This is a genomic window from Citrobacter sp. Ce119 (genome assembly GCF_030334525.1).
Lineage (GTDB): Bacteria > Pseudomonadota > Gammaproteobacteria > Enterobacterales > Enterobacteriaceae > Citrobacter > Citrobacter europaeus.
This window is the reverse complement of the sequence record NZ_JAOWDR010000059.1, coordinates 240,594-266,964: the sequence shown is the minus strand read 5'-3', so window position 1 is coordinate 266,964 and position 26,371 is coordinate 240,594. Positions and strand designations below refer to the sequence as shown.

The 26,371-nt window shown below is 53.4% G+C and carries 25 protein-coding genes and 5 tRNA genes; 19 read left to right on the top strand and 11 right to left on the bottom strand.

Annotated features, from left to right (window positions below):
• Positions 1 to 28 precede the first annotated feature (28 nt).
• The 9 genes from pal (at position 29) to pnuC (ending at position 4,277) form a co-directional block, all read left to right on the top strand.
• Entirely contained in the window at positions 29 to 547 is a 519-nt protein-coding gene (gene pal, locus OGV80_RS18315) for a peptidoglycan-associated lipoprotein Pal (RefSeq protein ID WP_003022983.1), read from the top strand.
• A 9-nt stretch (positions 548 to 556) separates the two neighbouring features.
• Positions 557 to 1,345, top strand: a complete 789-nt coding sequence (cpoB, locus tag OGV80_RS18310) for a cell division protein CpoB (RefSeq protein WP_043015646.1) — start codon at positions 557 to 559, stop codon at positions 1,343 to 1,345.
• Positions 1,346 to 1,510: 165 nt separating this feature from the next.
• Positions 1,511 to 1,586: transfer RNA gene (locus tag OGV80_RS18305), tRNA-Lys, on the top strand.
• A 36-nt stretch (positions 1,587 to 1,622) separates the two neighbouring features.
• Positions 1,623 to 1,698, top strand: a tRNA-Val gene (locus OGV80_RS18300).
• 3 nt (positions 1,699 to 1,701) lie between these two features.
• Positions 1,702 to 1,777 (top strand) — tRNA-Lys (locus OGV80_RS18295).
• A gap of 147 nt (positions 1,778 to 1,924) precedes the next feature.
• Positions 1,925 to 2,000, top strand: a tRNA-Lys gene (locus OGV80_RS18290).
• 132 nt (positions 2,001 to 2,132) lie between these two features.
• A tRNA-Lys gene (locus OGV80_RS18285) sits at positions 2,133 to 2,208 on the top strand.
• Positions 2,209 to 2,484: 276 nt separating this feature from the next.
• Positions 2,485 to 3,528 carry a quinolinate synthase NadA gene (gene nadA, locus OGV80_RS18280; RefSeq protein WP_043015647.1) on the top strand — a complete coding sequence of 348 codons (1,044 nt, stop codon included), beginning with the start codon at positions 2,485 to 2,487 and terminating at the stop codon, positions 3,526 to 3,528.
• A 29-nt stretch (positions 3,529 to 3,557) separates the two neighbouring features.
• Positions 3,558 to 4,277, top strand: coding sequence for a nicotinamide riboside transporter PnuC (gene pnuC, locus OGV80_RS18275; RefSeq protein WP_003831446.1), 720 nt, complete (start codon positions 3,558 to 3,560; stop codon positions 4,275 to 4,277).
• Here the strand turns inward: pnuC and zitB are convergent.
• Positions 4,274 to 5,215: a CDF family zinc transporter ZitB gene (gene zitB, locus OGV80_RS18270; RefSeq protein WP_043015648.1), complete on the bottom strand. Its 942-nt coding sequence runs from the start codon at positions 5,213 to 5,215 to the stop codon at positions 4,274 to 4,276. The two genes, pnuC and zitB, sit on opposite strands and share 4 nt — an antisense overlap.
• A gap of 113 nt (positions 5,216 to 5,328) precedes the next feature.
• Entirely contained in the window at positions 5,329 to 5,703 is a 375-nt protein-coding gene (locus OGV80_RS18265; protein ID WP_043015649.1) for a YbgS-like family protein, read from the bottom strand.
• 317 nt (positions 5,704 to 6,020) lie between these two features.
• Here OGV80_RS18265 and aroG point away from each other — a divergent pair, with 317 nt between their 5' ends.
• The gene (gene aroG / locus OGV80_RS18260) at positions 6,021 to 7,073 is read left to right on the top strand and encodes a 3-deoxy-7-phosphoheptulonate synthase AroG (protein ID WP_047412543.1); all 1,053 of its coding nucleotides are present in this window, start codon (positions 6,021 to 6,023) and stop codon (positions 7,071 to 7,073) included.
• Between the two features lie 69 nt (positions 7,074 to 7,142).
• Here the strand turns inward: aroG and gpmA are convergent, their stop codons facing one another.
• The 7 genes from gpmA to modE form a co-directional block, all read right to left on the bottom strand.
• Positions 7,143 to 7,895, bottom strand: coding sequence for a 2,3-diphosphoglycerate-dependent phosphoglycerate mutase (gene gpmA / locus OGV80_RS18255; protein WP_003022999.1), 753 nt, complete (start codon positions 7,893 to 7,895; stop codon positions 7,143 to 7,145).
• A gap of 232 nt (positions 7,896 to 8,127) precedes the next feature.
• Complete coding sequence (gene galM, locus OGV80_RS18250; RefSeq protein ID WP_087052998.1) at positions 8,128 to 9,168, bottom strand: galactose-1-epimerase; 1,041 nt, start codon at positions 9,166 to 9,168, stop codon at positions 8,128 to 8,130.
• A complete protein-coding gene (gene galK, locus OGV80_RS18245; RefSeq protein WP_043015652.1) occupies positions 9,162 to 10,310 on the bottom strand; it encodes a galactokinase in 1,149 nt (382 codons plus the stop codon). Before galK ends, galM begins: the two co-directional genes overlap by 7 nt.
• Before the next feature lie 3 nt (positions 10,311 to 10,313).
• On the bottom strand, positions 10,314 to 11,360 hold the full coding sequence (gene galT, locus OGV80_RS18240) for a galactose-1-phosphate uridylyltransferase (RefSeq protein WP_047412540.1): 1,047 nt from the start codon (positions 11,358 to 11,360) through the stop codon (positions 10,314 to 10,316).
• Positions 11,361 to 11,369: 9 nt separating this feature from the next.
• Positions 11,370 to 12,386 (bottom strand): UDP-glucose 4-epimerase GalE, encoded by a 1,017-nt coding sequence (galE, locus tag OGV80_RS18235; protein WP_087052996.1) that lies wholly within the window; start codon positions 12,384 to 12,386, stop codon positions 11,370 to 11,372.
• Between the two features lie 217 nt (positions 12,387 to 12,603).
• Entirely contained in the window at positions 12,604 to 14,076 is a 1,473-nt protein-coding gene (gene modF, locus OGV80_RS18230) for a molybdate ABC transporter ATP-binding protein ModF (RefSeq protein WP_087052995.1), read from the bottom strand.
• A 67-nt stretch (positions 14,077 to 14,143) separates the two neighbouring features.
• Positions 14,144 to 14,932: a molybdenum-dependent transcriptional regulator gene (gene modE / locus OGV80_RS18225; RefSeq protein ID WP_043015656.1), complete on the bottom strand. Its 789-nt coding sequence runs from the start codon at positions 14,930 to 14,932 to the stop codon at positions 14,144 to 14,146.
• 130 nt (positions 14,933 to 15,062) lie between these two features.
• On the opposite strand from modE, the gene OGV80_RS18220 reads away from it, so the two are divergent.
• The 4 genes from OGV80_RS18220 to modC all read left to right on the top strand — a co-directional run bounded on the left by OGV80_RS18220 (position 15,063) and on the right by modC (position 17,935).
• Positions 15,063 to 15,212 carry an AcrZ family multidrug efflux pump-associated protein gene (locus tag OGV80_RS18220; protein WP_003023026.1) on the top strand — a complete coding sequence of 50 codons (150 nt, stop codon included), beginning with the start codon at positions 15,063 to 15,065 and terminating at the stop codon, positions 15,210 to 15,212.
• 199 nt (positions 15,213 to 15,411) lie between these two features.
• Entirely contained in the window at positions 15,412 to 16,185 is a 774-nt protein-coding gene (gene modA / locus OGV80_RS18215; RefSeq protein WP_032942749.1) for a molybdate ABC transporter substrate-binding protein, read from the top strand.
• Positions 16,185 to 16,874 carry a molybdate ABC transporter permease subunit gene (gene modB, locus OGV80_RS18210; RefSeq protein WP_032942750.1) on the top strand — a complete coding sequence of 230 codons (690 nt, stop codon included), beginning with the start codon at positions 16,185 to 16,187 and terminating at the stop codon, positions 16,872 to 16,874. Before modA ends, modB begins: the two co-directional genes overlap by 1 nt.
• 2 nt (positions 16,875 to 16,876) lie before the next feature.
• The gene (gene modC, locus OGV80_RS18205; RefSeq protein WP_043015657.1) at positions 16,877 to 17,935 is read left to right on the top strand and encodes a molybdenum ABC transporter ATP-binding protein ModC; all 1,059 of its coding nucleotides are present in this window, start codon (positions 16,877 to 16,879) and stop codon (positions 17,933 to 17,935) included.
• Here modC and OGV80_RS18200 read toward each other — a convergent pair whose 3' ends face one another.
• Entirely contained in the window at positions 17,936 to 18,754 is an 819-nt protein-coding gene (locus tag OGV80_RS18200; RefSeq protein WP_043015658.1) for a pyridoxal phosphatase, read from the bottom strand. It abuts the gene before it with no gap.
• Between the two features lie 165 nt (positions 18,755 to 18,919).
• Between OGV80_RS18200 and pgl the strand changes: the two genes are divergently transcribed.
• The gene (gene pgl, locus OGV80_RS18195) at positions 18,920 to 19,915 is read left to right on the top strand and encodes a 6-phosphogluconolactonase (RefSeq protein ID WP_043015659.1); all 996 of its coding nucleotides are present in this window, start codon (positions 18,920 to 18,922) and stop codon (positions 19,913 to 19,915) included.
• A gap of 82 nt (positions 19,916 to 19,997) precedes the next feature.
• On the opposite strand, the gene OGV80_RS18190 is transcribed toward pgl, so the two are convergent.
• Positions 19,998 to 21,281 carry a putative acyl-CoA thioester hydrolase gene (locus tag OGV80_RS18190; protein ID WP_043015660.1) on the bottom strand — a complete coding sequence of 428 codons (1,284 nt, stop codon included), beginning with the start codon at positions 21,279 to 21,281 and terminating at the stop codon, positions 19,998 to 20,000.
• Positions 21,282 to 21,504: 223 nt separating this feature from the next.
• Here OGV80_RS18190 and hutI point away from each other — a divergent pair, with 223 nt between their 5' ends.
• The 4 genes from hutI to hutU all read left to right on the top strand — a co-directional run bounded on the left by hutI (position 21,505) and on the right by hutU (position 26,371).
• Entirely contained in the window at positions 21,505 to 22,728 is a 1,224-nt protein-coding gene (hutI, locus tag OGV80_RS18185; RefSeq protein ID WP_105179629.1) for an imidazolonepropionase, read from the top strand.
• A complete protein-coding gene (gene hutG, locus OGV80_RS18180; RefSeq protein WP_286515454.1) occupies positions 22,725 to 23,666 on the top strand; it encodes a formimidoylglutamase in 942 nt (313 codons plus the stop codon). The genes hutI and hutG overlap by 4 nt, the downstream gene beginning before the upstream one ends.
• An 87-nt stretch (positions 23,667 to 23,753) precedes the next feature.
• Positions 23,754 to 24,473, top strand: a complete 720-nt coding sequence (locus OGV80_RS18175; protein ID WP_043015663.1) for a histidine utilization repressor — start codon at positions 23,754 to 23,756, stop codon at positions 24,471 to 24,473.
• Between the two features lie 212 nt (positions 24,474 to 24,685).
• The gene (gene hutU, locus OGV80_RS18170) at positions 24,686 to 26,371 is read left to right on the top strand and encodes a urocanate hydratase (protein WP_043017869.1); all 1,686 of its coding nucleotides are present in this window, start codon (positions 24,686 to 24,688) and stop codon (positions 26,369 to 26,371) included.

Sequence of the window (26,371 nt, the reverse complement as noted above, 5' to 3'; positions counted from 1 at the left end):
ATAATTGATTAATAAAGGAATCATTGAAATGCAACTGAACAAAGTGCTGAAAGGGCTGATGATTGCTCTGCCTGTTATGGCTATTGCAGCGTGTTCTTCTAACAAGAACGCCAGCAATGACGGCAGCGAAGGCATGCTGGGTGCCGGCACTGGTATGGATGCAAACGGCAGCGGCAACATGTCTTCTGAAGAGCAAGCGCGTCTTCAGATGCAACAGCTGCAGCAGAACAACATCGTTTACTTCGATCTGGACAAGTACGATATCCGTTCTGACTTCGCTGCAATGCTGGATGCTCACGCTAACTTCCTGCGTAGCAACCCATCTTACAAAGTCACCGTAGAAGGTCATGCGGACGAACGTGGTACGCCTGAGTACAACATCTCCCTGGGTGAGCGTCGTGCGAACGCCGTTAAGATGTACCTGCAGGGTAAAGGCGTTTCTGCTGACCAGATCTCCATCGTTTCTTACGGTAAAGAAAAACCTGCAGTACTGGGTCATGACGAAGCGGCTTACGCCAAAAACCGTCGCGCCGTACTGGTTTACTAAGAGAATTGCATGAGCAGTAACTTCAGACATCATCTGTTGAGTCTGTCGTTACTGGTTGGCATAGCGGCCCCCTGGGCCGCTTTTGCACAGGCGCCAATCAGTAGTGTCGGCTCTGGCTCGGTCGAAGACCGTGTCACTCAACTCGAGCGTATTTCTAACGCTCACAGTCAGCTTTTAACCCAACTCCAGCAACAACTCTCCGATAATCAGTCCGATATTGATTCCCTGCGTGGTCAAATTCAGGAAAATCAGTATCAACTGAATCAGGTTGTTGAGCGCCAGAAGCAAATATTGCTGCAGATGAATAATCTTGGCAGCGGTAGTGCGCCTGCGGCACAGTCTACGAGTGGCGATCAGAGTGGGGCGGTAACTCCTACACCTGATGCGGGAGCTGCGGCAACGTCAGGGGCTCCCGTGCAAACTGGCGATGCGAATACCGATTACAATGCAGCAATTGCCCTGGTACAGGATAAATCCCGCCAGGATGACGCGATTGAAGCATTCCAGAACTTCATCAAAAAGTACCCAGACTCTACTTACCTGCCAAATGCGAATTACTGGCTGGGTCAGTTGAATTACAACAAGGGTAAAAAGGATGATGCTGCGTTCTATTTTGCTTCGGTAGTTAAAAACTTCCCAAAATCACCTAAGGCTGCAGACGCGATGTATAAAGTCGGCGTTATCATGCAGGACAAAGGTGACACAGCAAAAGCTAAAGCGGTTTATCAGCAGGTTATCACTAAATATCCTGGCACTGATGGCGCGAAACAAGCGCAAAAACGCCTTGGCGCGATGTAATGACCACCATGCGACCAGAAATCGTGTTATTTCTGGTCGTGTCGTGTGATTCCTAAGCAGTTGAGTTATTTACATCGAAATTTTTGTTGCGCTAAAATCTGAAATCAGTAATATATGCCGCCGTTGCCAAGGGATATCAAACAGCCCGAAAGCGGCGAAAAAAGTGGGTCGTTAGCTCAGTTGGTAGAGCAGTTGACTTTTAATCAATTGGTCGCAGGTTCGAATCCTGCACGACCCACCACTAACTCAGTTAGTAAGTAGTATCCAGCGTAGTATCGGGTGATTAGCTCAGCTGGGAGAGCACCTCCCTTACAAGGAGGGGGTCGGCGGTTCGATCCCGTCATCACCCACCACTCGGGGCGTTAGCTCAGTTGGTAGAGCAGTTGACTTTTAATCAATTGGTCGCAGGTTCGAATCCTGCACGCCCCACCAACTTTAACATCGTACTCAGATGTTAAACGTGAAGGATAACGTTGCTTTAGCAACGGCCCGTTAGGGCGAGACGAAGTCGAGTTATCCTGCACGCCCCACCACTATTTTGGTGGTTTCGAGTAAAAATTTTTCAGGTTACATCCGAGCGGGTCGTTAGCTCAGTTGGTAGAGCAGTTGACTTTTAATCAATTGGTCGCAGGTTCGAATCCTGCACGACCCACCAATGTTTCTGGTGAAAGCAATAGTAAACCGTGAAGGATAACGTTGCGTAAGCAACGGCCCGTAGGGCGAGGCGAAGCCGAGTCATCCTGCACGACCCACCATCCTGAATAATTGAAGTAGTACACCCCATATGGGGGCGTTAGCTCAGTTGGTAGAGCAGTTGACTTTTAATCAATTGGTCGCAGGTTCGAATCCTGCACGCCCCACCAGTGTAAAAAGGCGCCCTAAAGGCGCCTTTTTGCTATCTGCGATTTATAAGATTCGAACCTGCTTGCCTGATGCGCTTCGCTTATCAGGCCTACGGGTGCCAAATGTAGGCCGGATAAGACGCCAGTCGCCATCCGGCACTCATCACACGCAATTATTGTGACTTTTCTGCGCCAATTCGCTATCTTGTTTAGCATATAAAACAAATCAAACCGAATATGGCGTGCGTCACGCTTTTAATCGGTTATTTCGTTAAGCCAGTAAAACGAGAAAGCAAGATGAGCGTGATGTTTGATCCAGAAGCAGCAATTTATCCGTTTCCGCCGAAACCAGCGCCGCTGAGTGTGGATGAAAAGCAATTTTATCGTGAAAAAATCAAGCGCCTGCTGAAAGAGCGTGATGCCGTTATGGTCGCGCACTATTACACCGATCCTGAAATTCAGCAGTTGGCAGAAGAGACCGGCGGCTGTATCTCCGATTCTCTGGAGATGGCGCGGTTTGGTGCAAAACATTCTGCCTCTACGCTGCTGGTTGCCGGCGTGAGGTTTATGGGAGAAACCGCCAAAATTCTCAGCCCGGAAAAGACTATCCTGATGCCGACCTTACAGGCGGAATGTTCATTAGATCTGGGCTGTCCGATTGACGCGTTCAGCGCATTTTGCGACGCGCATCCGGATCGTACCGTGGTGGTTTACGCTAATACCTCAGCCGCCGTTAAAGCACGTGCGGACTGGGTTGTCACTTCCAGTATCGCAGTAGAACTTATTGAGCATCTTGATAGTTTAGGTCAAAAAATCATCTGGGCCCCGGACAGGCATCTGGGCAACTACGTGCAAAAACAGACCGGTGCAGACGTTCTTTGTTGGCAGGGAGCTTGTATCGTCCACGATGAGTTTAAAACCCAGGCTTTAACACGCATGAAAGGGCTTTACCCTGATGCCGCTGTGCTGGTGCACCCGGAGTCCCCTCAGTCTATCGTAGATATGGCTGATGCGGTTGGCTCAACCAGCCAGCTAATTAATGCAGCAAAATCGTTACCGCACAAGCAGCTGATTGTGGCGACTGACCGGGGCATTTTTTACAAAATGCAGCAAGCCGTTCCGGATAAAGAGCTACTTGAAGCTCCGACGGCCGGTGAGGGGGCAACTTGTCGCAGCTGCGCGCATTGTCCGTGGATGGCGATGAACGGCCTCAAGGCGATTGCTGAGGGCCTGGAGGAGGGTGGTGCGGCTCATGAGATACATGTTGATGCCGCACTGCGAGAAGGGGCGTTGTTGCCGTTAAACCGTATGTTGGAATTTGCGGCTACACTTCGAGCTTAATTATTTATTTTTTTGCTCTGGGGGAAAAGATGGACTTTTTTAGCACGCAGAACATTCTGGTACATATTCCGATTGGCGCGGGCGGTTACGATCTGTCATGGATCGAAGCCGTGGGGACGATCGCCGGGTTGCTGTGTATTGGCCTCGCGAGTCTTGAGAAAATCAGCAATTACTTCTTTGGTCTGATAAACGTCACGTTGTTTGCGATTATCTTCTTTCAGATCCAACTCTATGCCAGCCTGTTGCTGCAAGTTTTCTTCTTTGCCGCCAACATCTACGGCTGGTATGCCTGGTCCCGGCAAACCAACCAGCATGAAGCGGAACTGAAAATTCGCTGGCTGCCGTTACCAAAAGCGATCGGCTGGCTGGCGGCTTGCGTGGTGGCGATTGGCCTGATGTCGGTCTATATCGATCCGGTCTTTGCGTTCCTGACCCGTATCGCGGTGAACATCATGCAGGCATTGGGATTACAGGTTGTTGTGCCTGAACTGCAACCCGATGCATTCCCGTTCTGGGACTCCTGCATGATGGTGCTGTCGATTGCGGCGATGATCCTGATGACGCGTAAATACGTTGAAAACTGGCTGCTGTGGGTGATCATTAACGTCATCAGCGTGGTGATCTTTGCCCTGCAAGGCGTATATGCCATGTCGCTGGAATATGTGATCCTGACGGTTATCGCCCTGAACGGTAGCAGGATGTGGATTAATAGCGCGCGTGAGCGGGGTTCCCACGCGCTGTCCCATTAATGGTGGTGATGTGAATGGCCGGACACGCCCTGATACAGGTGGCAGTCCGGCCCATTGCACGGCTGATACTCCATCTGGATCGTCGCATGCTCAATCTGGTAGTGATGGATAAGGAAATGTTGAATACGCTCCAGCAGCGCATCGTGATCGTGCGGCGGGATCACCTGCACATGCAGCGTCATCACCGGTTTTTCACCCACCATCCAGACATGGACATGGTGTACGTTGCGCACTTCAGGGATGTCCCGGCTGAGATGGCGCTGTAGTGCGGCGATATCCAGCGCCAGCGGGGCGCCTTCCAGTAATTCATTAACGCTATCTTTTAATAATCGCCAGGCACTGCGCAGCACCAGCACGGAAACCAGGATCGACAGGATCGGATCCGCAGGCGTCCAGCCCGTCCAGATGATAATCAGTGCCGCGATAATTGCCCCAACAGAACCGAGTAAATCGCCCATCACATGCAGCGCTGCGGCGCGGACGTTCAGGTTTTTCTCTTCACTGCCGCGATGTAAAACCCAAAAAGCGAGCACGTTGGCCAGTAGGCCTGCGACAGCTATAACCATCATCATGCCGCCAGCCACAGGGCGAGGCGTCTGGAAGCGTTCAACCGCCTCCCAGACGATTAAAATGGTGATAACGACCAATGCGATGGCATTAACAAATGCAGCCAGCGTCGTGAGCCTCAGCCAACCGAAGGTGTGGCGGATTGTGGGTGGGCGGCGGGAAAACTGGACCGCCAGCAACGCGAAAAGGAGCGCTGCGGCATCCGTGAGCATATGCCCGGCGTCGGCCAGCAAGGCCAGCGAGCCGGAGAGTATTCCCCCCACCACTTCAACCAACATAAATCCGGCTGTAATGCAAAATGCGAACATCAGTCGGCGGGCATTATTGTCCTTCGGTTGCTCAGAGGAAGTATGAGTATGTGCGTGCGCCATTATGCCATCCCTTTGTTATTCTCATCTTTACTGTATGCCATGATACCGTTTTTGGGATGATAAAATTAAAAAGGAGAGCTATTGCTCTCCCGTTATTAGCTTTATTTTCAGCGTTACTGGGTGGTGCCGTCAGTTTTGGTATCAACATCATTATTGATGCCGTTTCCGGTCTCAACCTTCTTATTCACATCGGGGCAGCGGCCGTCTTTACACATGGTATTTTTGTGCACCTCGTCTTTGGTCATCCCCTCATGGTTCATTGACGAACCGTCCGGGTGAAGCATTGTGCCACCTGAATTCACGTTACTGTTGTCGACATTATTTGGCGCTACGTTTTCGCGGGCGTCAGGGGCGACTTGTCCGGCGTCAGCCGAGGAATTTGCCTGGCCGTTATTGGACTGAGCGTTGGTGTCCGCAGCCAGCGCCGCGCCGCTGGCGAGGCTGAGTGTAGCGGTAAGAAAGAGTGAAGCGAGCTTTGTCATATGCATAATATGCTCCTGTTAAGGTCGATATGTCGGATAACGTCTTCCAACAGTGCATGTGGCAGATACATCATCAATATGTGGTTAATAGTTTTGCTGTTGAAATTAAAACCAGCATAGAATCTTGAAAATTATGAAAATTAAAGCTGTTACAGTTATAAATTGTAGATTGGATCTCGTTTTTCGCTACTTTATTGCGTTTTTTTGGCCAATTCCAGGATTAATCCGTCCAAAGTGTAAAACCCCGTTTACACTTTATGACTGAAGATATAGATTGGAGGGATTGCATTCATTTATATAAGTATGGCAACGCTGGAATAATCATGAATTATCAGAACGACGATTTACGCATCAAAGAGATCAACGAGTTATTACCGCCAGTCGCACTGCTGGAAAAATTCCCCGCTACTGAAAATGCCGCAAATACGGTGGCTCATGCCCGTAAGGCGATTCATAAAATTCTGAAAGGAAGCGACGATCGCCTGCTGGTGGTGATTGGACCGTGTTCAATTCATGATCCGGCCGCTGCCAAAGAGTATGCCGCTCGCCTGCTGGCGCTGCGCGAAGAGTTAAAAGGCGAGCTTGAAATTGTCATGCGCGTCTATTTTGAAAAGCCACGTACTACCGTTGGCTGGAAAGGGCTTATCAACGATCCGCACATGGACAACAGCTTCCAGATCAACGATGGGCTGCGCATTGCGCGTAAACTGCTGCTGGATATCAACGACAGCGGATTGCCGGCTGCGGGTGAATTCCTCGATATGATCACCCCGCAATATCTCGCCGACCTGATGAGCTGGGGCGCGATTGGGGCACGAACTACTGAATCTCAGGTGCACCGTGAACTAGCATCTGGTCTGTCTTGCCCGGTTGGTTTTAAAAATGGTACCGATGGCACCATCAAAGTGGCGATTGATGCAATCAACGCCGCAGGAGCGCCACACTGCTTCCTGTCGGTGACCAAATGGGGTCATTCGGCGATCGTGAATACCAGTGGCAATGGCGATTGCCATATCATTCTGCGCGGCGGCAAAGAGCCGAACTACAGCGCTCAGCATGTTGCCGAGGTGAAAGAAGGTCTGATCAAGGCAGGACTCTCAGCGCAAGTGATGATCGACTTTAGCCATGCCAACTCCAGCAAGCAGTTCAAAAAGCAGATGGATGTTGCGAAAGATGTTTGCGGGCAAGTCGCCGGTGGCGAAAAAGCGATTATCGGCGTGATGATCGAAAGCCATCTGGTAGAAGGCAACCAGAACCCGGATAGCGGCGAACCGCTGACCTACGGTAAGAGTATCACCGACGCCTGCATTGGTTGGGAAGATACCGATGCGGTGCTGCGCCAACTGGCGGATGCGGTAAAAGCGCGCCGCGGTTAAGTTTTAATGCCTCTCTCATAGGCAAAAAAAAGCGCGGATAATCCGCGCTTTTTGTATCCTGCGAAGAAATTACTTCGCTTTACCCTGGTTCGCCACGGCGGCGGCTTTTGCTGCGATCTCGTCAGCGTTACCCAGATAGTAGTGTTTGATCGGCTTGAAGTTTTCGTCGAACTCATACACCAGCGGTACGCCGGTCGGGATGTTCAGTTCAAGGATCTCATCTTCACCCATGTTATCCAGATATTTCACCAGCGCACGCAGAGAGTTGCCGTGAGCGGCAATAATCACACGCTCACCGCTTTTCATGCGCGGCAGAATGGTTTCATTCCAGTAAGGGATAACACGATCGATGGTCAGCGCCAGGCTTTCGGTAACCGGTAACTCTTTGTCGGTCAGCTTCGCATAACGCGGATCGTGACCCGGATAACGCTCGTCGTCTTTGGTCAGTTCTGGCGGGGTAACCGCAAAGCCGCGACGCCATTGCTTAACCTGCTCATCACCGTATTTTTCTGCGGTTTCCGCTTTGTTCAGACCCTGCAGCGCGCCGTAATGACGTTCATTCAGTTTCCAGGATTTCTCAACCGGCAGCCACGCCTGATCCAGTTCGTCCAGTACGTTCCACAGGGTGTGGATGGCACGTTTCAGCACAGAGGTATAAGCAAAATCGAAGCTGTAGCCTTCCTCTTTCAGCAGTTTACCTGCCGCTTTTGCTTCGCCTACACCTTTCTCGGACAGATCAACGTCATACCAACCGGTAAAACGGTTCTCGTTGTTCCACTGACTTTCACCGTGACGTACCAGAACCAGCTTAGTTACAGCCATACACTCACTCCTATAAATCATATTGAATGATAATAATTCTCATTATATTGCCGTAATTCGTCAGCGGCAATGCTTACGCATAACCATAGCGAAAATAGCGCCACAGTGTAAGGTTCTTGTGAATTCAAGGTTGCGATTTTGTCTTTGAGTGGTGGGGATTTGAGCGGGTCTGTTGTGATAAACAAGCAACAGGCCCGATACGTTACGTCATCGGGCCTGTGACGGGGAAGGCTCAGACGGGAATAAACTGATATTCCGTTACGCTGGCGTACTCGTCCCCCGGACGCAGGAAGCAGTCCGGCTGTGGCCACTCTGGATGGTTCGGGCTATCAGGCAGAAACTCACTTTCCAGCGCCAGACCTTGCCAGTCTTCGTAGGCGTCTGGCCCACGAGATGGCGTACCGCCGAGGAAGTTGCCGGAGTAAAACTGCAATGCCGGGGCCGAGGTGTAGACCACCATTTGCAGTTTTTCATCCTGTGACCATAGCTGAGCCACCGGTGTACGTGCATTACCCTGAGCCTGAAGCAGGAAGGCATGATCGTAACCTTTCACCTTGCGCTGATCGTCATCGGCCAGAAATTCACTGCTGATGATTTTAGGCGTGCGAAAATCGAAAGTGCTACCGGCGACGGATTTCAGTCCATCATGCGGGATGCCCATTTCGTCCACCGGTAAGTACTCGTCCGCCAGAATTTGCAACTTATGCTGGCGCACATCCGTTTTATCGCCGTCGAGATTAAAGTAGACGTGATTTGTCAGATTTACCGGGCAGGGCTTATCGACCGTGGCGCGGTAGGTTATCGAAATACGATTATCGTCAGTCAGGCGATACTGCGCGGTAGCGCATAGATTACCAGGGAAGCCCTGATCGCCATCTTCAGACGTTAAGGCGAACAGTACCTGACGGTCATTCTGATTGACTATCTGCCAGCGGCGTTTGTCGAAACCATCCGGCCCGCCGTGCAGTTGGTTGTCGCCCTGACTTGGTATTAATTCGACGGTTTCGCCGGCAAAGGTATAACGACTGTTGGCGATACGGTTAGCGTAGCGACCAATCGAGGCCCCCAAAAATGCAGCCTGTTCCGGGTATTGTTCCGGGCTGGCGCACCCGAGTATGGCTTCGCGCACGCTACCATCGCTAAGCGGAATACGCGCAGAGAGCAGGGTTGCGCCCCAGTCCATGAGCGTGACCACCATCCCTGCGTCATTGCGCAGGGTGAGCAGGCGAAACGGCTGACCGTCCGGAGCCTGCACAGGGATTTCGTTTAACATTGTCCAGCTCCTTGAGAAGGTTTGCAGACGTAGAATGTTTCTTTGATACCGGTTTTTGCTTCGTACTGCTCGGCGACAGCCTGCTGAACGGCAGGTACCAAATCTTGCGGGATCAGCGCCACGATGCAGCCGCCGAAGCCGCCGCCAGTCATACGTACACCGCCTTTATCGCCGATGGTCGCTTTGACAATCTCTACCAGAGTATCAATTTGCGGCACGGTAATTTCAAAGTCATCGCGCATTGAGGCGTGAGATTCCGCCATCAGTTGGCCCATACGCAGCAGGTCGCCTTTTTCCAGCGCCTGCGCGGCTTCAACGGTACGCGCATTTTCTGTGATGACGTGGCGGACGCGTTTGGCGACAATCGGATCCAGTTCGTGGGCGACGGCGTTAAACGCTTCAAGGCTGACATCACGCAGCGCTGGTTGCTGGAAGAAACGCGCGCCGGTTTCACACTGTTCGCGACGAGTGTTGTATTCGCTGCCGACCAATGTGCGTTTAAAGTTGCTGTTGATGATTACCACCGCGACACCCTCAGGCATCGAAACGGCTTTAGTGCCCAGCGTACGACAGTCGATCAGCAACGCATGATCTTTCTTGCCAAGCGCAGAGATCAACTGATCCATAATGCCGCAGTTACAACCGACAAACTGGTTTTCAGCTTCCTGACCATTCAGGGCAATCTGCGCGCCGTCGAGCGGCAGATGATAGAGCTGCTGGAATACCGTACCAACAGCGACTTCCAGCGAGGCGGAAGAGCTTAAACCCGCACCCTGCGGGACGTTACCGCTAATCACCAGATCCGCGCCGCCAAAAGCATTATTGCGCTTTTGTAGATGTTTCACCACGCCACGCACGTAGTTTGACCACTGCTGGGTGTCATGGGCGATAATCGGCGCATCGAGAGAGAACTCATCAATCTGATTGTCGTAATCAGCGGCGACTACGCGGACTTTTCGATCGTCGCGCGCCGCACAGCTGATGACGGTCTGATAGTCGATGGCGCAGGGCAGAACGAAGCCGTCGTTATAATCGGTATGTTCGCCGATCAGGTTTACGCGACCCGGCGCCTGAATAATATGGGTGGCAGGGTAGCCAAACGTTTCTGCAAACAGAGATTGTGTTTTTTCTTTCAGACTCATTATTTAAACTCCGGATTCGCGAAAATGGATGTCGCTGACTGCACGCAGTCGCTCAGCCGCTTGTTCTGCCGTCAGGTCACGCTGGGTCTCCGCCAGCATTTCATAACCGACCATAAATTTACGCACGGTCGCAGAACGCAGCAGCGGCGGGTAAAAGTGTGCGTGCAACTGCCAGTGTTCGTTTTCTTCACCGTTAAACGGTGCGCCGTGCCAGCCCATAGAATAGGGGAATGAGCACTGGAACAGGTTGTCGTAACGACTGGTCAGTTTTTTCAACGCCAGCGCCAGGTCTGTACGCTGTTCATCGGTCAAATCAGTAATACGCAGCACGTGCGCTTTCGGCAGCAGCAGCGTTTCGAACGGCCACGCGGCCCAGTAAGGTACAACTGCCAGCCAGTGCTCGGTTTCAACGACCGTACGGCTGCCGTCCGCCAGTTCACGCTGGACGTAATCAACGAGCATCGGCGCGCCTTGTTCGGCGAAGTACGCTTTCTGCAGGCGATCTTCACGTTCGGCTTCGTTAGGCAAAAAGCTGTTGGCCCAAATTTGTCCGTGTGGGTGCGGGTTCGAGCACCCCATCGCTGCGCCTTTATTCTCAAAGACCTGCACCCAGGGATAGGTTTTGCCTAAGTCTTCAGTCTGCTCCTGCCACGTTTTTACGATTTCTGTCAGCGCAGGGACGCTGAGTTCCGGCAGCGTTTTGCTGTGATCGGGTGAGAAGCAAATCACGCGGCTGGTACCGCGCGCGCTCTGGCAGCGCATCAACGGATCGTGACTGTCCGGCGCGTCCGGGGTATCGGACATCAGCGCCGCAAAGTCATTGGTGAAGACATAGGTCCCGGTGTAATCCGGGTTTTTGTCACCGGTAACGCGCGTATTACCAGCGCACAGGAAGCAGTCCGGGTCATGCGCAGGCAGTACCTGCTTAGACGGGGTTTCCTGCGCCCCTTGCCAGGGGCGTTTGGCGCGATGCGGTGATACGAGGATCCACTGCCCGGTGAGTGGGTTAAAACGACGATGTGGATGATCGACAGGATTGAATTGCGTCATGATTGGTCCTTAATCCGAATATCCTTGTGGGTGGCGTGACTGCCAGTGCCAGGTGTCTTGTGCCATTTCATCCAGAGTGCGGGTCACGCGCCAGTTGAGCTCGCGATCGGCTTTGCTGGCATCAGCCCAGTAGGCCGGAAGATCGCCATCACGGCGCGGAGCGAAATGGTAATTAATGGGTTTACCGCAGGCTTTGCTGAAGGCGTTGACCACGTCCAGCACGCTGCTGCCGATGCCTGCCCCAAGGTTGTAAATATGTACACCCTGTCTGCCAGCCAGCTTTTCCATGGCGGCAACGTGGCCGTCGGCGAGATCCATCACGTGGATGTAGTCGCGAACGCCGGTGCCATCTTCAGTGGGGTAGTCGTTGCCAAATATGGCAAGGGATTCGCGGCGACCTACGGCAACCTGTGCGATGTATGGCATCAGGTTGTTTGGAATACCTTGCGGATCTTCCCCCATATCTCCCGACGGATGAGCGCCAACCGGGTTGAAGTAGCGCAGCAAGGCGATGCTCCAGTCGGGCTGTGCTTTTTGCAGGTCGGTGAGGATCTGTTCCACCATCAGCTTACTTTTGCCGTACGGACTTTGCGGCGTGCCGGTGGGGAAGCTTTCAACATAAGGAATTTTCGGTTGATCGCCATAGACGGTCGCGGAGGAGCTGAAAATGAAGTTTTTCACGTTGGCGGCGCGCATTGCATTCACCAGACGCAGAGTGCCGTTGACGTTGTTATCATAATACTCCAGCGGCTTGGCAACGGATTCTCCCACGGCTTTTAAACCAGCAAAGTGGATGACCGTGTCAATGGCATGATCGTGCAGAATTTCGGTTATCAGCGCCTCGTTGCGGATATCTCCTTCCACGAAAGTTGGATGCTTGCCGCCTAAACGCTCGATGACGGGCAGAACGCTACGCTTGCTGTTGCAGAGATTATCCAGAATCACTACTTCGTGACCGTTTTTCAGCAACTGCACGCAAGTGTGGCTTCCAATGTAACCGCTACCACCTGTAACCAATACTCTCATAATTCGCTCCGTTAAGCCTATGGTATGCAATAACCATAGCATAACAAAGATGCGAAAAGTGTGACATGGAATAAAATAGTGGAATCGTTTACACACTGGCATTTTCAGGTGTACGTAGTGGTTATTATATTTTAAATCATTACGTTAGATTGTTTTCTCAGCGTTTGTCTGAAAAAAAGGCCAGAAAAAGGGCGTATTCAACGCCCTGGTATGAAAATTAACGCAGAGAGGTTTGTCGATAGGTGTAGATATCGCCCTCGGGGACAAACTCCAGTCGATGGGTAATACAGGCTGGGGCATCTTCGGCATGATGAGAGACGAACAGCAGTTGAGTTTCACCTTCACCGATTAGCACATCCACAAACCGACGAATCAGTTGGCGATTGAGAGGATCTAATCCTTGCAAAGGCTCATCAAGAATCAACAACGTAGGATGTTTAACTAATGCGCGAACAATCAATGCCAGCCGCTGCTGTCCCCAGGAAAGACTATGAAACGGCGCATCCGCGGTACGCTTATCGATGCCCAGGATTTCCAGCCACTGCTGTACCAGCTTGTGCTGCCTGTCGGAGACGGCCTGATAAATGCCGATTGAATCAAAATAACCAGAGAGAATAACGTTGCGTACCGTCGTACTTACCCGGTAATCCAGATGCAGGCTGCTGCTGACGTAACCGATGTGTTTTTTGATATCCCAGATAGTTTCACCGCTGCCCCGACGGCGGCCAAACAGGGTCAGGTCGTTGCTGTAACCCTGGGGATGATCGCCGGTGATTAAACTGAGCAAGGTTGATTTTCCCGCACCGTTGGGGCCGACAATTTGCCAGTGTTCCCGCGGATTTACCCGCCAGCTCAGATGATGAAGGATAGGGCGATCGTTATACGAGACGGTGCCATCGTTAAGCACAATTCGCGGCGCGTTTTCTGACAATGTGCGCCGCACCGAAGGCTCATCCGGCTCGGGTAACTGAATGCCTTCCAGCCGCTCGCTATGGGCAAGCTGAGCGATTAATGCTTGTTGCAGAAGGTCGGTTTTTGCGCCGGTGTCCGTCAGCGTGCAATCGGCAAGTACGCCAGCAAACTGCACGAATTCGGGAATTTCATCAAAACGATTAAGCACCATCACCAGCGTTAAACCGGCCTGGTGCAGTTCAGCGAGCAGTTCTGCTAACTGCCGACGGGACGCCACGTCCAGCCCGTCAAAGGGTTCATCCAGGATCAGTAAATCTGGCGAGGACATTAACGCCTGGCAGAGCAGGGTTTTACGTGTTTCACCGGTCGAAAGGTATTTGAAACGTCTGTTAAGCAGAGCTGAAATGCCAAACTGCTGCGCCAGCACAGCGCAGCGGGCGGGATCGTTGACCTCATCCTGAATGATTTCAGCGGTGGTGCGCCCGGTGTCGTCTTCGCCGGGGCTAAGAAGGTCGGTGTTGTTTCGCTGCCATTCGTCGCTGACCAGCTTTTGGAGTTGCTCAAAAGAGAGTCGGGTAATACGCGCGAACTGACAGTGGCGCTCGCCTTTCAGGAGCGGCAACTCTCCCGCCAGCGCGCGGGCCAGCGCGGATTTCCCGCTACCGTTAGAACCAACAAACGCCCAGCTATCACCCGCGTTTAACGTCAACGCATCTATCTGGAGCATTTTTGTGTCGCTAAGACGAAACGTGCCTTGCGAAATTTGCAACGATGACATTTTGTATCCCATTATTTGCAGCGATTAATAACAGGGATACGTGTTCTTCAGGCTGATGTCAATTAACTCAGCACAGTGTGGCGATAATCACCCGGTCAGCATTAAACCATGCGGTGACGTTAGCGCCTTCTTGCAGCGTTGTGGCGTCCTGGGCCGGGACAGTGGCGCACAGCGTCTGGCCGTCTGGTAACGTCATCAGCACTTCACACTGTTCCGCTCCGCGTTCTATATGGCTGATCGTACCCTGCAACTGGTTATCGGCGGCCTGGGCAATGGCGTCGTCCTGAGTAATTCCTACCCATGGTGCTTTCAGCAGAATCAACACTTCTTTACCTTCCTCCAGGCCCAGACGCTCGCCGCTTTGCGCAGTGATCGCGACTTTCAGGCGCGTTTCGCCATCGGCCAACAGCACGTCGACATGCTGTTGAACCTGATCGTGGTCGCGGGCGGTTATTGTGCCAAACCACTGGTTACGGGCGCTGGTTTGCAGTGAAAAACGAGAGATAGCCGCCAGCAGGCTATTGAGCGGCAGCGCATCGTCATCGCTCAAAACATCAAAGGCTTTTTGTTGGATTTGCGCCAGTAAATCGTACAGCTGGATTAAGCGTTGGCCGTAGCGTGTTAACACCGCGCCGCCGCCGCCTTTGCCGCCTGTTGCGCGCTCAACCAGCGTCTGCTCGCTGAGCTGGTTCATTTCATTAATCGCATCCCAGGCGCTCTTGTAGCTAATACCTGCATCCTTCGCGCCCTGACTGATGGAGCCGGAAAGCGCAATGTGCTTAAGCAGAGAAATGCGACGGGGATCGGCAAACAGTTTTTGCTGAAGTTTCAGCGTAAGAAGGATTTCGGCCTGCATCACAAGCTCCTGGCAAAAAAGGGTATTGTGACGGAAAACCGCGCCTGAGCAAAGCCGACCGCACAAAAGGGGAGTGCTTTTCTGCGTTATGTGGTTAGAATACAGCTAAGGACTATATCTGGAGTTGACCATGTTAGAGTTATTGAAAAGTCTGGTATTCGCCGTAATCATGGTACCTGTGGTAATGGCCATCATTCTGGGTCTGATTTACGGACTGGGTGAAGTGTTCAACATTTTCTCCGGTATCGGTCAGAAAGACCAGTCCAGACAGAATCATTGATTCCCCAAACGCCCGCTCAGTCGGGCGTTTATATTTTTCGCCTGCCAACCCGTTTTCGCTGACTACAGTTTCTCAAGATCCTGCTTTCCCTGCCGATATTTTCTTTGTCTAACCTCTAATTGGTATCAATAACCTCTGGGAAAATCCTGATTTACTCGTTATATTTGCGCCTACATAACGAAACGCAAAGGAGTTACAGATGGCACGTACATGGTTACGCTTGTTTGCAGGGGCAACACTTTCTCTTACCGTTGCCGGGCATGCGCTGGCGGATGAAGGCAAAATTACGGTGTTTGCCGCGGCTTCACTGACCAACGCGATGCAGGACATTGCGACGCAATACAAAAAAGAGAAGAACGTTGATGTTGTCTCCTCTTTTGCCTCTTCATCCACACTGGCGCGTCAGATTGAAGCAGGCGCACCGGCCGATCTGTTTATTTCTGCCGATCAGAAATGGATGGATTACGCGGTAGACAAAAAGTCGATTGATACCGCAACGCGTGCAACGCTGTTAGGTAACAGCCTGGTGGTGGTCGCGCCGAAAGCCAGTGCACAGAAAGACTTCACTATTGACAGCAAAACCAACTGGACCAGCCTGTTGAACGGTGGACGTCTGGCCGTTGGCGATCCGGAACATGTTCCGGCGGGCATTTATGCCAAAGAAGCGCTGCAAAAACTGGGTGCATGGGATACCCTGGCCCCGAAACTGGCACCTGCTGAAGATGTGCGCGGTGCGCTGGCGCTGGTAGAGCGTAACGAAGCGCCGCTGGGTATCGTCTATGGTTCCGATGCCGTCGCCAGCAAAGGCGTAAAAGTCGTTGCGACTTTCCCGGAAGATTCGCACAAAAAAGTGGAATACCCTATCGCGATTGTTGATGGGCACAAAAACGCAACGGTTAGCGCGTTCTATGATTACCTGAAAGGACCGCAGGCTGCTGAAATCTTTAAACGTTATGGATTTACGACCAAGTAATGATACTGACCGATCCTGAATGGCAGGCCGTCATACTGAGCCTGAAAGTTTCTTCCCTGGCCGTCTTGTTTAGCCTGCCGTTTGGGATCTTCTTTGCCTGGCTGCTTGTGCGATGCAAGTTCCCGGGCAAAGCACTGCTCGACAGCGTTCTGCATTTGCCGCTGGTTCTGCCGCCGGTGGTGGTGGGCTATCTGCTGTTGATTGCTATGGGGCGGCGCGGATTCATTGGCGAATGGCTGTACGACTGGTTTGGCATCACCTTTGCCTTTAGCTGGCGCGGTGCGGTGCTGGCCGCAGCGGTGATGTCCTTCCCTCTGATGGTAAGGGCTATTCGTCTGGCGTTGGAAGGTGTTGACGTCAAACTGGAGCAGGCGGCCCGCACGCTGGGAGCCGGACGCTGGCGCGTATTTATGACCATTACGCTACCGCTGATGCTACCCGGCATTATTGTCGGTACGGTGCTGGCGTTTGCGCGTTCCCTCGGGGAATTCGGCGCAACAATTACCTTTGTCTCCAATATTCCTGGCGAAACCCGCACTATCCCTTCGGCGATGTATACCTTGATCCAGACCCCCGGCGGCGAAAGCGCGGCGGCAAGGTTATGTATTATTTCTATTGTGTTAGCGCTGATTTCACTGCTGATCTCTGAATGGCTGGCGCGTATTAGCCGTGAACGGACGGGGCGATAACCATGCTGGAACTTAATTTCTCTCAGACGCTGGGAACGCATTGCCTGACGCTCAACGAAACGCTGCCAGCCAGCGGGATCACCGCTATTTTCGGTGTTTCCGGCGCGGGAAAAACCTCACTGATTAACGCCATCAGCGGTCTGACCCAGCCGCAGTCCGGGCGTATCGTGCTCAACGGTCGGGTCTTAAACGACGTCGAGAACGGTGTCTGTTTAACGCCTGAAAAACGCCGGGTGGGCTATGTTTTCCAGGATGCGCGCCTGTTCCCGCATTATAAAGTACGCGGTAACCTGCGTTATGGAATGGCGAAAAGCATGGCCGGACAGTTTGACAAGCTGGTGGCGCTGTTGGGCATTGAGCCGCTGCTTGACCGTCTGCCCGGCGGTCTTTCTGGTGGCGAAAAGCAGCGCGTCGCGATCGGCCGGGCGTTGCTTACCGCGCCGGAACTGTTGCTGCTTGATGAGCCGTTAGCCTCGCTGGATATTCCGCGTAAGCGCGAACTGCTGCCTTATCTGCAACGCCTGGCGCGAGAAATCAATATTCCGATGCTGTACGTCAGCCACTCGCTCGATGAAATCTTGCACCTGGCGGACAAAGTGATGGTACTGGAAAACGGGCAGGTCAAAGCGTTTGGTTCGCTGGAAGATGTCTGGGGCAGCAGCGTGATGCACCCCTGGCTGCCTAAGGAACAGCAAAGCAGCATTCTGAAAGTCAGCGTGCTGGAACATCATCCACACTACGCGATGACCGCGTTGGCGCTTGGCGATCAGCATTTGTGGGTCAATAAGCTGGATCAACCGCTGCAAACCGCGCTGCGTATTCGTATTCAGGCATCTGATGTTTCACTGGTGCTCCAACCGCCGCAGCAGACCAGTATTCGTAACGTTCTCCGGGCGAAAGTCGCGCAGTGCTATGACGATAACGGCCAGGTGGAAGTTCAGCTTGAAGTTGGCGGCAGGACGCTGTGGGCGAGGATTAGCCCATGGGCCAGGGATGAACTGGGTATCAAACCTGGCCTGTGGCTGTACGCGCAAATTAAGAGCGTGTCGATTACCGCCTGATTACAGCAGGTGCGAGTAAATAAATTTCGCGATGCTGTCGGTGGTGTTGTCACCAATCACGATGTTGGCGCGGGCTTTTACCGCGTCATCCGCATTGCCCATCGCCACGCCAGTGCCTGCGGCTTCCAGCATGCTGATATCGTTGAAGTTATCACCAAAGGCAATCACGTTTTCCATTGATCCGCCCTGTGCTTCAATCCATTGGGTAAGGCGTCGTCCTTTGCTGTTGCCTTTACGGGCAATGTCGACCTGATCGTGCCAGGACCATTCACACTCCAGCCCCAACTGTTGCTCGACGTACTGACCAAACTGCTGCAGTTTCGGAATATCTTCGTCGGTCAGCGCAAATTTCCAGACGGCGTTAACGTCATGTGCGGCCTGTGCCAGCGAAGGCACCTGGGTGAAGGTTGGGCGCTGTTCCGGCGGCAGAGTTTGCGCCCAGTTAGCGGTACGTACTACATGCCCGGTCGGGCGCTCATACAGCATGGCCTCATCGACATACATCAGCCCGTGGATCTGATGTTCATCCAGCATTTCGATCAGCTGTAATGCCTGGTCTACCGGAAGAGGATCGGAATCCAGTACCTTTTTTGCCTGATAATCATACAAGTAGGTGCCGTTACAGCAAATTGCAGGTGTATCCAGCGCCAGTGCCTGATAAAAAGGATGAATAGCAACGTGATGGCGACCTGTGACAATGATAAGTTGGTATCCTGCTTCTCTGGCGCGCGAGAGCGCTTCCAGAGAGGATGGCAGCAAGGTTTTTTTCGGGGTCAACAGGGTACCGTCTAAATCCAGGGCAATCACGCGTGCGGTCATAGTTTTTTCCAGATTAAGGTTGAGAATTTCGTCTGCTGGAATGGTACACCGAGACGGGAGCCGGACAAAATTCTGAGCCTTAATTAAGCATTCACCGTTAAAAGCGTCTACCTTAGGCGTGTGTCAGGCAATTGCAGCCACCTGCCAAAAAGCAAAGGAGTATTCATGAAGCAAACCGTTTATACCGCCAGCCCTGAAAGTCAGCAAATCCACGTCTGGAGCCTGAATCACGATGGTTCTCTGACGCTGACGCAGGTGGTTGATGTGCCGGGTCAGGTACAGCCGATGGTCGTCAGCCCGGATAAGCGCTACCTGTATGTAGGCGTGCGCCCGGAGTTTCGCGTGTTGGCTTACCGTATTGCGCCTGATGACGGTGCGCTGACTTTCGCGGCGGAGTCTGCGCTGCCGGGCAGCCCGACGCATATTTCTACCGATCATCAGGGACGTTTCGTGTTCGTTGGCTCTTATAACGCTGGCAGCGTGAGCGTCACGCGTCTGGAAGATGGTCTGCCGGTGGAACTGGTTGACGTGGTTGAAGGTCTGGATGGCTGTCACTCGGCCAACATCTCTCCGGATAACCGTATTCTGTGGGTTCCTGCGTTGAAGCAGGATCGTATCTGCCTGTTTGAGGTAAGCGATGATGGTCATCTGGTCGCGCAGGAACCGGCTGAAGTAAACACCGTTGAAGGTGCGGGCCCACGTCATATGGCGTTCCATCCGAATAAACAATATGCCTACTGTGTGAATGAACTGAACAGCTCCGTTGACGTCTGGGAGCTGAAAGATCCGTACGGTAAGATCGAGTGCGTGCAGACGCTGGATATGATGCCTGCTGATTTCGCTGATACCCGTTGGGCCGCAGATATTCACATCACGCCGGATGGGCGTCATCTGTATGCCTGCGATCGCACCGCCAGCCTGATTACGGTCTTTAGCGTGTCTGAAGATGGCAGCGTGCTGACCAAAGAGGGTTTCCAGCCTACCGAGACTCAGCCGCGCGGTTTTAATGTCGACCACAGTGGTAAATACCTGATTGCCGCCGGGCAAAAATCGCACCATATCGCGGTGTACGAGATTGCAGGCGAGCAAGGGCTGCTGACAGAGAAAGGACGTTATGCGGTAGGTCAGGGCCCAATGTGGGTCGTGGTTAACGCGTATTAATTCTGCGTCGAATGCCGGATGAGCATCCGGCATACTGCCCGGCAGAGCATGATTCTGCCGGGTTTACATAAGAGAATGACGTTTACTTCTTAGGTTCAGCAACCACTTTACTACCGATACCGCGGTTGTTGTATTCCCACATGCGGTTGAAATTGGTGTCGTTCAGGTTACGCTGGATTTCACCTTTATCATCTTCTGCACCTGTATTTCCGGCAAACGGGTGTTTTGCGATAACGCTGTCAGCCCATGGTTTTGCCATGTTAAAGCCTTCGTTAATTACGCTGTCACGAATCACGACCTGACCGTTAGTGTTGGAATCGACATCCAGCGAACGGCCCAGTTGCGCCACGCCATCACCACTTGCCGTGAAGCGGCTATTGATAGCCAGGAAACCGTAGTAGATGTTTGACAGGGTAGCCGGTGCGAACACATAGGCTTCCTGCTGGGTACGGGAATTCACTACACGGAATTCGGTGTTATCGAACACCACTGCGCCGCGACCGGACACAATATCCACATCGCCTTCAATGTAGCTGTTGGTAACCAGCGTACGCGGCTGACGATCGTTTTCCAGACGGTTTTGCACACCGCTGTTGGTGACGAAGAAGGTATTCTGGCGGCCCAGGATGTTAACCTTGTTAATCTGCACTTTATCGCCATCGGTACGCAGCGCAACGGCCGGGTGGTTGCCCGCATCAACGCTGTCACCGAGGTTGTTCTCGATGGTCAGGTTTTGCAATTGCAGACCGTTATTTTGCGACCAGACGACGGCGGAACACATCACGCCAATATTTGCGCCACGTTTGTTCTGGCAATTATCAAACATATACCACGCAGGTTTACCCGGCATGTATTTACCGCCCGGGTTCACCGTACGACGCCAGTCTGCGGTGCTCATGTCACCGTCAATGGCCTGGCCGATTTTTACATCCAGCGGTTTTTCGCCCATACCGTACAGCGTCAGGCTACCCGTTGCTGCCGGAATGTATACCGTACCCTGATACTCGCCCGGCATAATCGCGATGTACTGACGTTTGTTAGTACGTTTGATGATTGCCGCATCAACCGCAGCCTGAATGCTGGTATGGGTGACGCCCTGAGTGCCTGCCGGGCCAACGACGAAGTCAGGCTGCGCAGGCAAAGAAATAGCAGAAGGGCTCCACGGCGCGGTGTTTGGCGTCAGTGCGGAAAAATAGTGCGCAGCAACGAAGTTTTTCGCTTCATTGGCCGACAGGATCGGGCGCGAAGAGGTGCCTGGCGCGGTCTGATCGGAAGGAATTTGATCGGGCGGCGTAGAGCTACAGGCGGTCAGCGTCACGCCAAAAGCCATAGCCAGCGCCAGACGGGAAACTGATGATATGTTCACAGGTTGCTCCGGGCTTTGAAAGTTATCCATTGAAGCCTGCTTTTTTATACTAAGTTGAGCGAAACGGGAAGGTTAAAAGGTAAAAAGTTGTTTTTATCACCACAAAGCCCGGCGCGGAGAGTCCTTATATCACAAATACATAACAATTACGGTCCTTCAGGTTGACAACATCCCTATAATCAAAAATAAATGTCTATACAACCTATGACAAGTGGTGAGTCGAATGCAGCAATTCTTCCCTGATGATGTTATCTGGCGCAATGTTCGTCTGGCGACTATGGATCCTGAACGAGGCACCCCGTATGGGCTGGTGGATGGCCATGCGCTGATCGTCCGCCAGGGTAAGATTCGCGATATCGTCCCGGAGTCATCGTTATATCTGACTCATGATAATACCTTTGATATGCAGGGCAGATTGATTACGCCTGGCCTGATTGACTGCCATACGCATCTGGTTTTTGGCGGAAACCGCGCAGGTGAATGGGAGCAACGGCTAAACGGTGTCTCCTACCAGCAGATAAGCGCCGAGGGCGGGGGGATTAATGCCACCGTGTCGGCGACCCGCAGCGCCACGGATGAACAACTCTTACACGTAGCCCATCAGCGGATGGAACAGTTGATCAAAGAAGGCGTTACGCTGCTGGAAATAAAATCGGGTTACGGCCTGGATTTACAGACAGAAGAGAAAATATTGCGCGTGGCGGCGGCGCTGGCGGCAGAGAATATCGTTGAAATCAGCCCGACGCTGTTGGCTGCGCATGCGACTCCAGCGGAATACCGTGATGACCCTGACGGCTATATTACGCTGGTTTGCGAGACCATTTTGCCGCAGTTGTGGGAACAAGGGCTTTTCGAGACCGTCGACCTGTTCTGTGAAAGCGTTGGTTTTTCGTTGGCGCAGAGTGAGCGGGTGTTTCAGGCTGCGCAGGCGCTGGGCATCCCGATTAAAGGTCATGTCGAACAACTGTCATTGCTTGGTGGTGCGCAATTAGTAAGCCGCTACCACGGGCTATCCGCCGATCATATTGAATACCTCGATGAAGCGGGCGTGGCGGCGATGAGCCAAAGCGGTACGGTCGGCGTGCTGCTGCCCGGCGCGTTCTATTTCCTCAAAGAGCAGCAGCGCCCACCGGTAGCGTTGCTGCGACAATATCAGGTACCGATGGCGGTAGCGACAGATTTTAACCCCGGTACCAGTCCGTTTATTAGCCTGCACTGGGCGATGAATATGGCCTGTGTTCAGTTTGGCCTAACGCCGGAAGAAGCATGGGCGGGCGTAACCCGTCATGCGGCCCGGGCACTGGGGCGTCATGCCACTCACGGTCAATTGAAGGCCGGGTTTGTGGCCGATTTTGTGGTGTGGGACGCAACTCTCCCGGTCGAGATCTTGTATGAACCCGGACGCAACCCGCTCTACCAACGCGTATTCAAAGGACAAATAGCATGACTAACTGGCAACCTGCTTCACCTGCGCTGTGGCAGGGACGTGATGACCGCGCCGAATCGCCGAATGCGCTGCGCCTGTTTCAGACTATCACCCTGAGCCCGACGTTTAGCCCGGAAATGTATCGCGAGCAGATAGCGTTGCTTGGTTTTGCCTGTGATGAAGGCGTGAAACGTAATCAGGGGCGCACGGGAGCTGCCGGAGCGCCAGACGCGCTGCGTAAAGCGCTGGCGAATTTAGCCAGTCACGACGGGCATCAGCGGCTGGTGGATCTGGGAAATATTGTGGCGCAGGCTCCCGATCTTGAGGGCGCGCAGCAGGCGTTACGCAATGCGGTACAGCGCTGTCAGCAGGAGAACATGCGTACCTTCGTTCTGGGTGGAGGACACGAAACCGCCTTTGCGCACGGCGCTGGCGTACTGGATGCGTTCCCTCAGGCGAAAGTGGGGATAGTCAACTTCGATGCGCATCTCGATTTGCGCCATGCCGGGCAGGCCACGTCCGGTACGCCGTTTCGCCAACTGGCGCAACTGTGCGACGAACAGCAGCGTGAATTTCACTATGCCTGTATCGGCGTCAGCCGGGCGGCAAATACCCAGGCGCTATGGGATGAAGCCCAGCGACTCGGTGTGACCGTAGTGGAGGATCTGCATTGTGATACGGCGCAGGCTCAGCTGGCGCAGTTTGCCGCCAACCTGGATGTCGTCTATCTGACTATCGACCTCGACGTGATGCCAGTATGGGAAATGCCCGGCGTGTCGGCCCCCGCCGCGCTTGGCGTACCGTTGGCGACGCTGCTGAGACTGATTGAGCCCCTGTGCCGTAGCGGTAAACTACAGGCGGTGGATATGGTTGAATTTAATCCACGCTTTGACGATGATGGCAGGGCGGCGCGGGTTGCGGCGCGATTAGGCTGGCAAATCGCACACTGGTGGCACTGACATACCTGATGGCGTTGCGCTTATCAGGTTCGGGTAATGCCTGTAAACTGTACCCACTCACATTCTCAGCTTAAGGAAGGCTCACGCATGCTCCCATCCCGTTCTGCTCCGGCTCCTTTTTACGAAAAGGTCAAACAGGAGATCAGCGAAAAAATTGCCAGTGGTATCTGGCAACCTCACGATCGCATTCCGTCTGAGGCTGAGCTGGTGGCGCAGTATGGTTTCAGCCGCATGACCATCAACCGTGCGCTGCGTGAGTTAACGGATGAAGGTCTACTGGTGCGTTTACAGGGCGTGGGGACGTTTGTCGCCGAACCAAAAGGCCAGTCCGCGCTGTTTGAAATCCGCAGCATCGCGGATGAAATCAACGCCCGTCAGCATCAGCACCGGTGCGAAGTGCTGACGCTGGAAAGAACCCAGGCAAACGCGCAGCAGGCTTTGGTGTTAAACGTCAAAGAAGGCACCTCCATTTTTCACTCTGTCATGGTGCACTTCGAGAACGATTTGCCAGTGCAGATTGAGGATCGCTGCGTGAATGCCGAAATTGTGCCGGAGTATCTGGCGCAGGATTACAGCCAGACCACGCCGCACGCTTACCTGTCGCTGATAGCCCCTTTAACGGAAGGTGAACATATTGTTGAAGCGGTGCGTGCCAGCGCCGAAGAATGTGTACTGCTGAATATCAAAGAACACGATCCCTGCCTGCTAATCCGTCGTAAAACCTGGTCTGCGTCATCCATTGTATCTCATGCCCGTTTGCTGTTCCCGGGTTCCCGCTATCGTCTGCAAGGGCGCTTCATGTCCTGAAAATCGTGATTGCTGCCGCAGTATGGCAAAAATGTAGCTCAGTTGTTAACTGCGATCTTGCGTTTAATTGTATAGACAAGTATATACTTTTAGCTAATGTGACCGTTAATCGTAGGCCTGATAAGACGCGTTAGCGTCGCCATCAGGCGCTGTGCCGGATGGCGGCGTACACGCCTGATCCGGCCTACATTCAGCCTGAGGAGTTTTCTGTCATGTCCCATAGCAAATATCGTCAGCAGGATATTCGTGCCCCACGTGGCACTGCCTTAACGGCCAAAAGCTGGCTGACCGAAGCGCCATTGCGCATGTTAATGAACAATCTCGATCCCGACGTGGCGGAAAATCCCCATGAGTTGGTGGTTTACGGCGGGATCGGTCGTGCGGCGCGGGACTGGGAGTGCTATGACGCCATCGTCAACGCGCTGACCAAACTGGAGACCGATGAGACCCTGCTGGTCCAGTCCGGTAAACCGGTTGGCGTGTTCAAAACTCATGACAATGCGCCGCGCGTGCTGATTGCTAACTCCAACCTGGTGCCGCATTGGGCTACCTGGGAACACTTCAACGAACTGGACGCCAAAGGGCTGGCGATGTACGGCCAGATGACCGCCGGAAGCTGGATCTACATCGGCAGCCAGGGCATCGTGCAGGGGACTTATGAAACCTTCGTTGAGGCCGGGCGTCAGCATTATCAGGGGAATCTGAGCGGACGCTGGGTACTGACCGCCGGACTGGGCGGTATGGGCGGGGCGCAGCCGTTAGCCGCTACGCTGGCAGGCGCTTGTTCGCTGAACATTGAATGCCAGCAAAGCCGAATCGATTTCCGTCTGCGTACCCGCTACGTGGACGAGCAGGCGACATCGCTTGACGACGCGCTGGCGCGTATCGACAAGTATACCCGTGAGGGTAAAGCGGTCTCTATCGCGCTATGCGCTAACGCCGCCGACGTTGTACCGGAAATGGTGAAACGCGGTGTGCGCCCGGATATGGTCACCGACCAGACCAGCGCCCACGATCCGCTGCATGGTTATCTGCCGTCCGGCTGGAGCTGGGAAGAATACCAGGCGAAAGCGGTGTCCGATCCTCAGGGCACGGTACAGGCGGCGAAACGTTCAATGGCAACGCACGTCGAGGCGATGCTGGCTTTCAGCAAAATGGGCGTGCCGACGTTTGATTACGGCAACAACATTCGTCAGATGGCCAAAGAGATGGGCGTGGAAAACGCCTTTGATTTCCCTGGCTTCGTACCTGCTTATATTCGCCCCCTGTTCTGTCGCGGCATAGGGCCATTCCGTTGGGTGGCGCTGTCCGGCGATCCGCAGGATATTTATAAGACAGATGCCAAAGTGAAAGAGATCGTGGCTGATGATAAGCATCTTCATCACTGGCTGGATATGGCGCGTGAGCGGATTAACTTCCAGGGCTTACCGGCGCGTATCTGCTGGGTCGGCCTGGAGTGGCGTCAGAAACTGGGGCTGGCGTTTAATGAAATGGTGCGCAGTGGTGAAGTATCTGCGCCGATTGTTATTGGTCGCGATCATCTGGACTCCGGCTCTGTTGCCAGCCCGAACCGCGAAACCGAAGCTATGCGCGACGGGTCAGACGCCGTATCCGACTGGCCGCTGCTGAACGCGCTGCTTAACACTGCCAGCGGCGCGACCTGGGTATCGCTGCATCATGGCGGCGGGGTCGGCATGGGCTTCTCCCAGCATGCCGGGATGGTCATTGTTTGCGATGGCACCGATGAAGCAGCCGCGCGTATCGCCCGGGTATTGCATAACGATCCGGCCACTGGAGTAATGCGTCACGCTGACGCCGGGTATGATATTGCGGTTGAGTGCGCCGTCGAAGAAGGGCTGAATTTGCCGATGGTTGCTGCGACGCAGGAGAAACGCTGA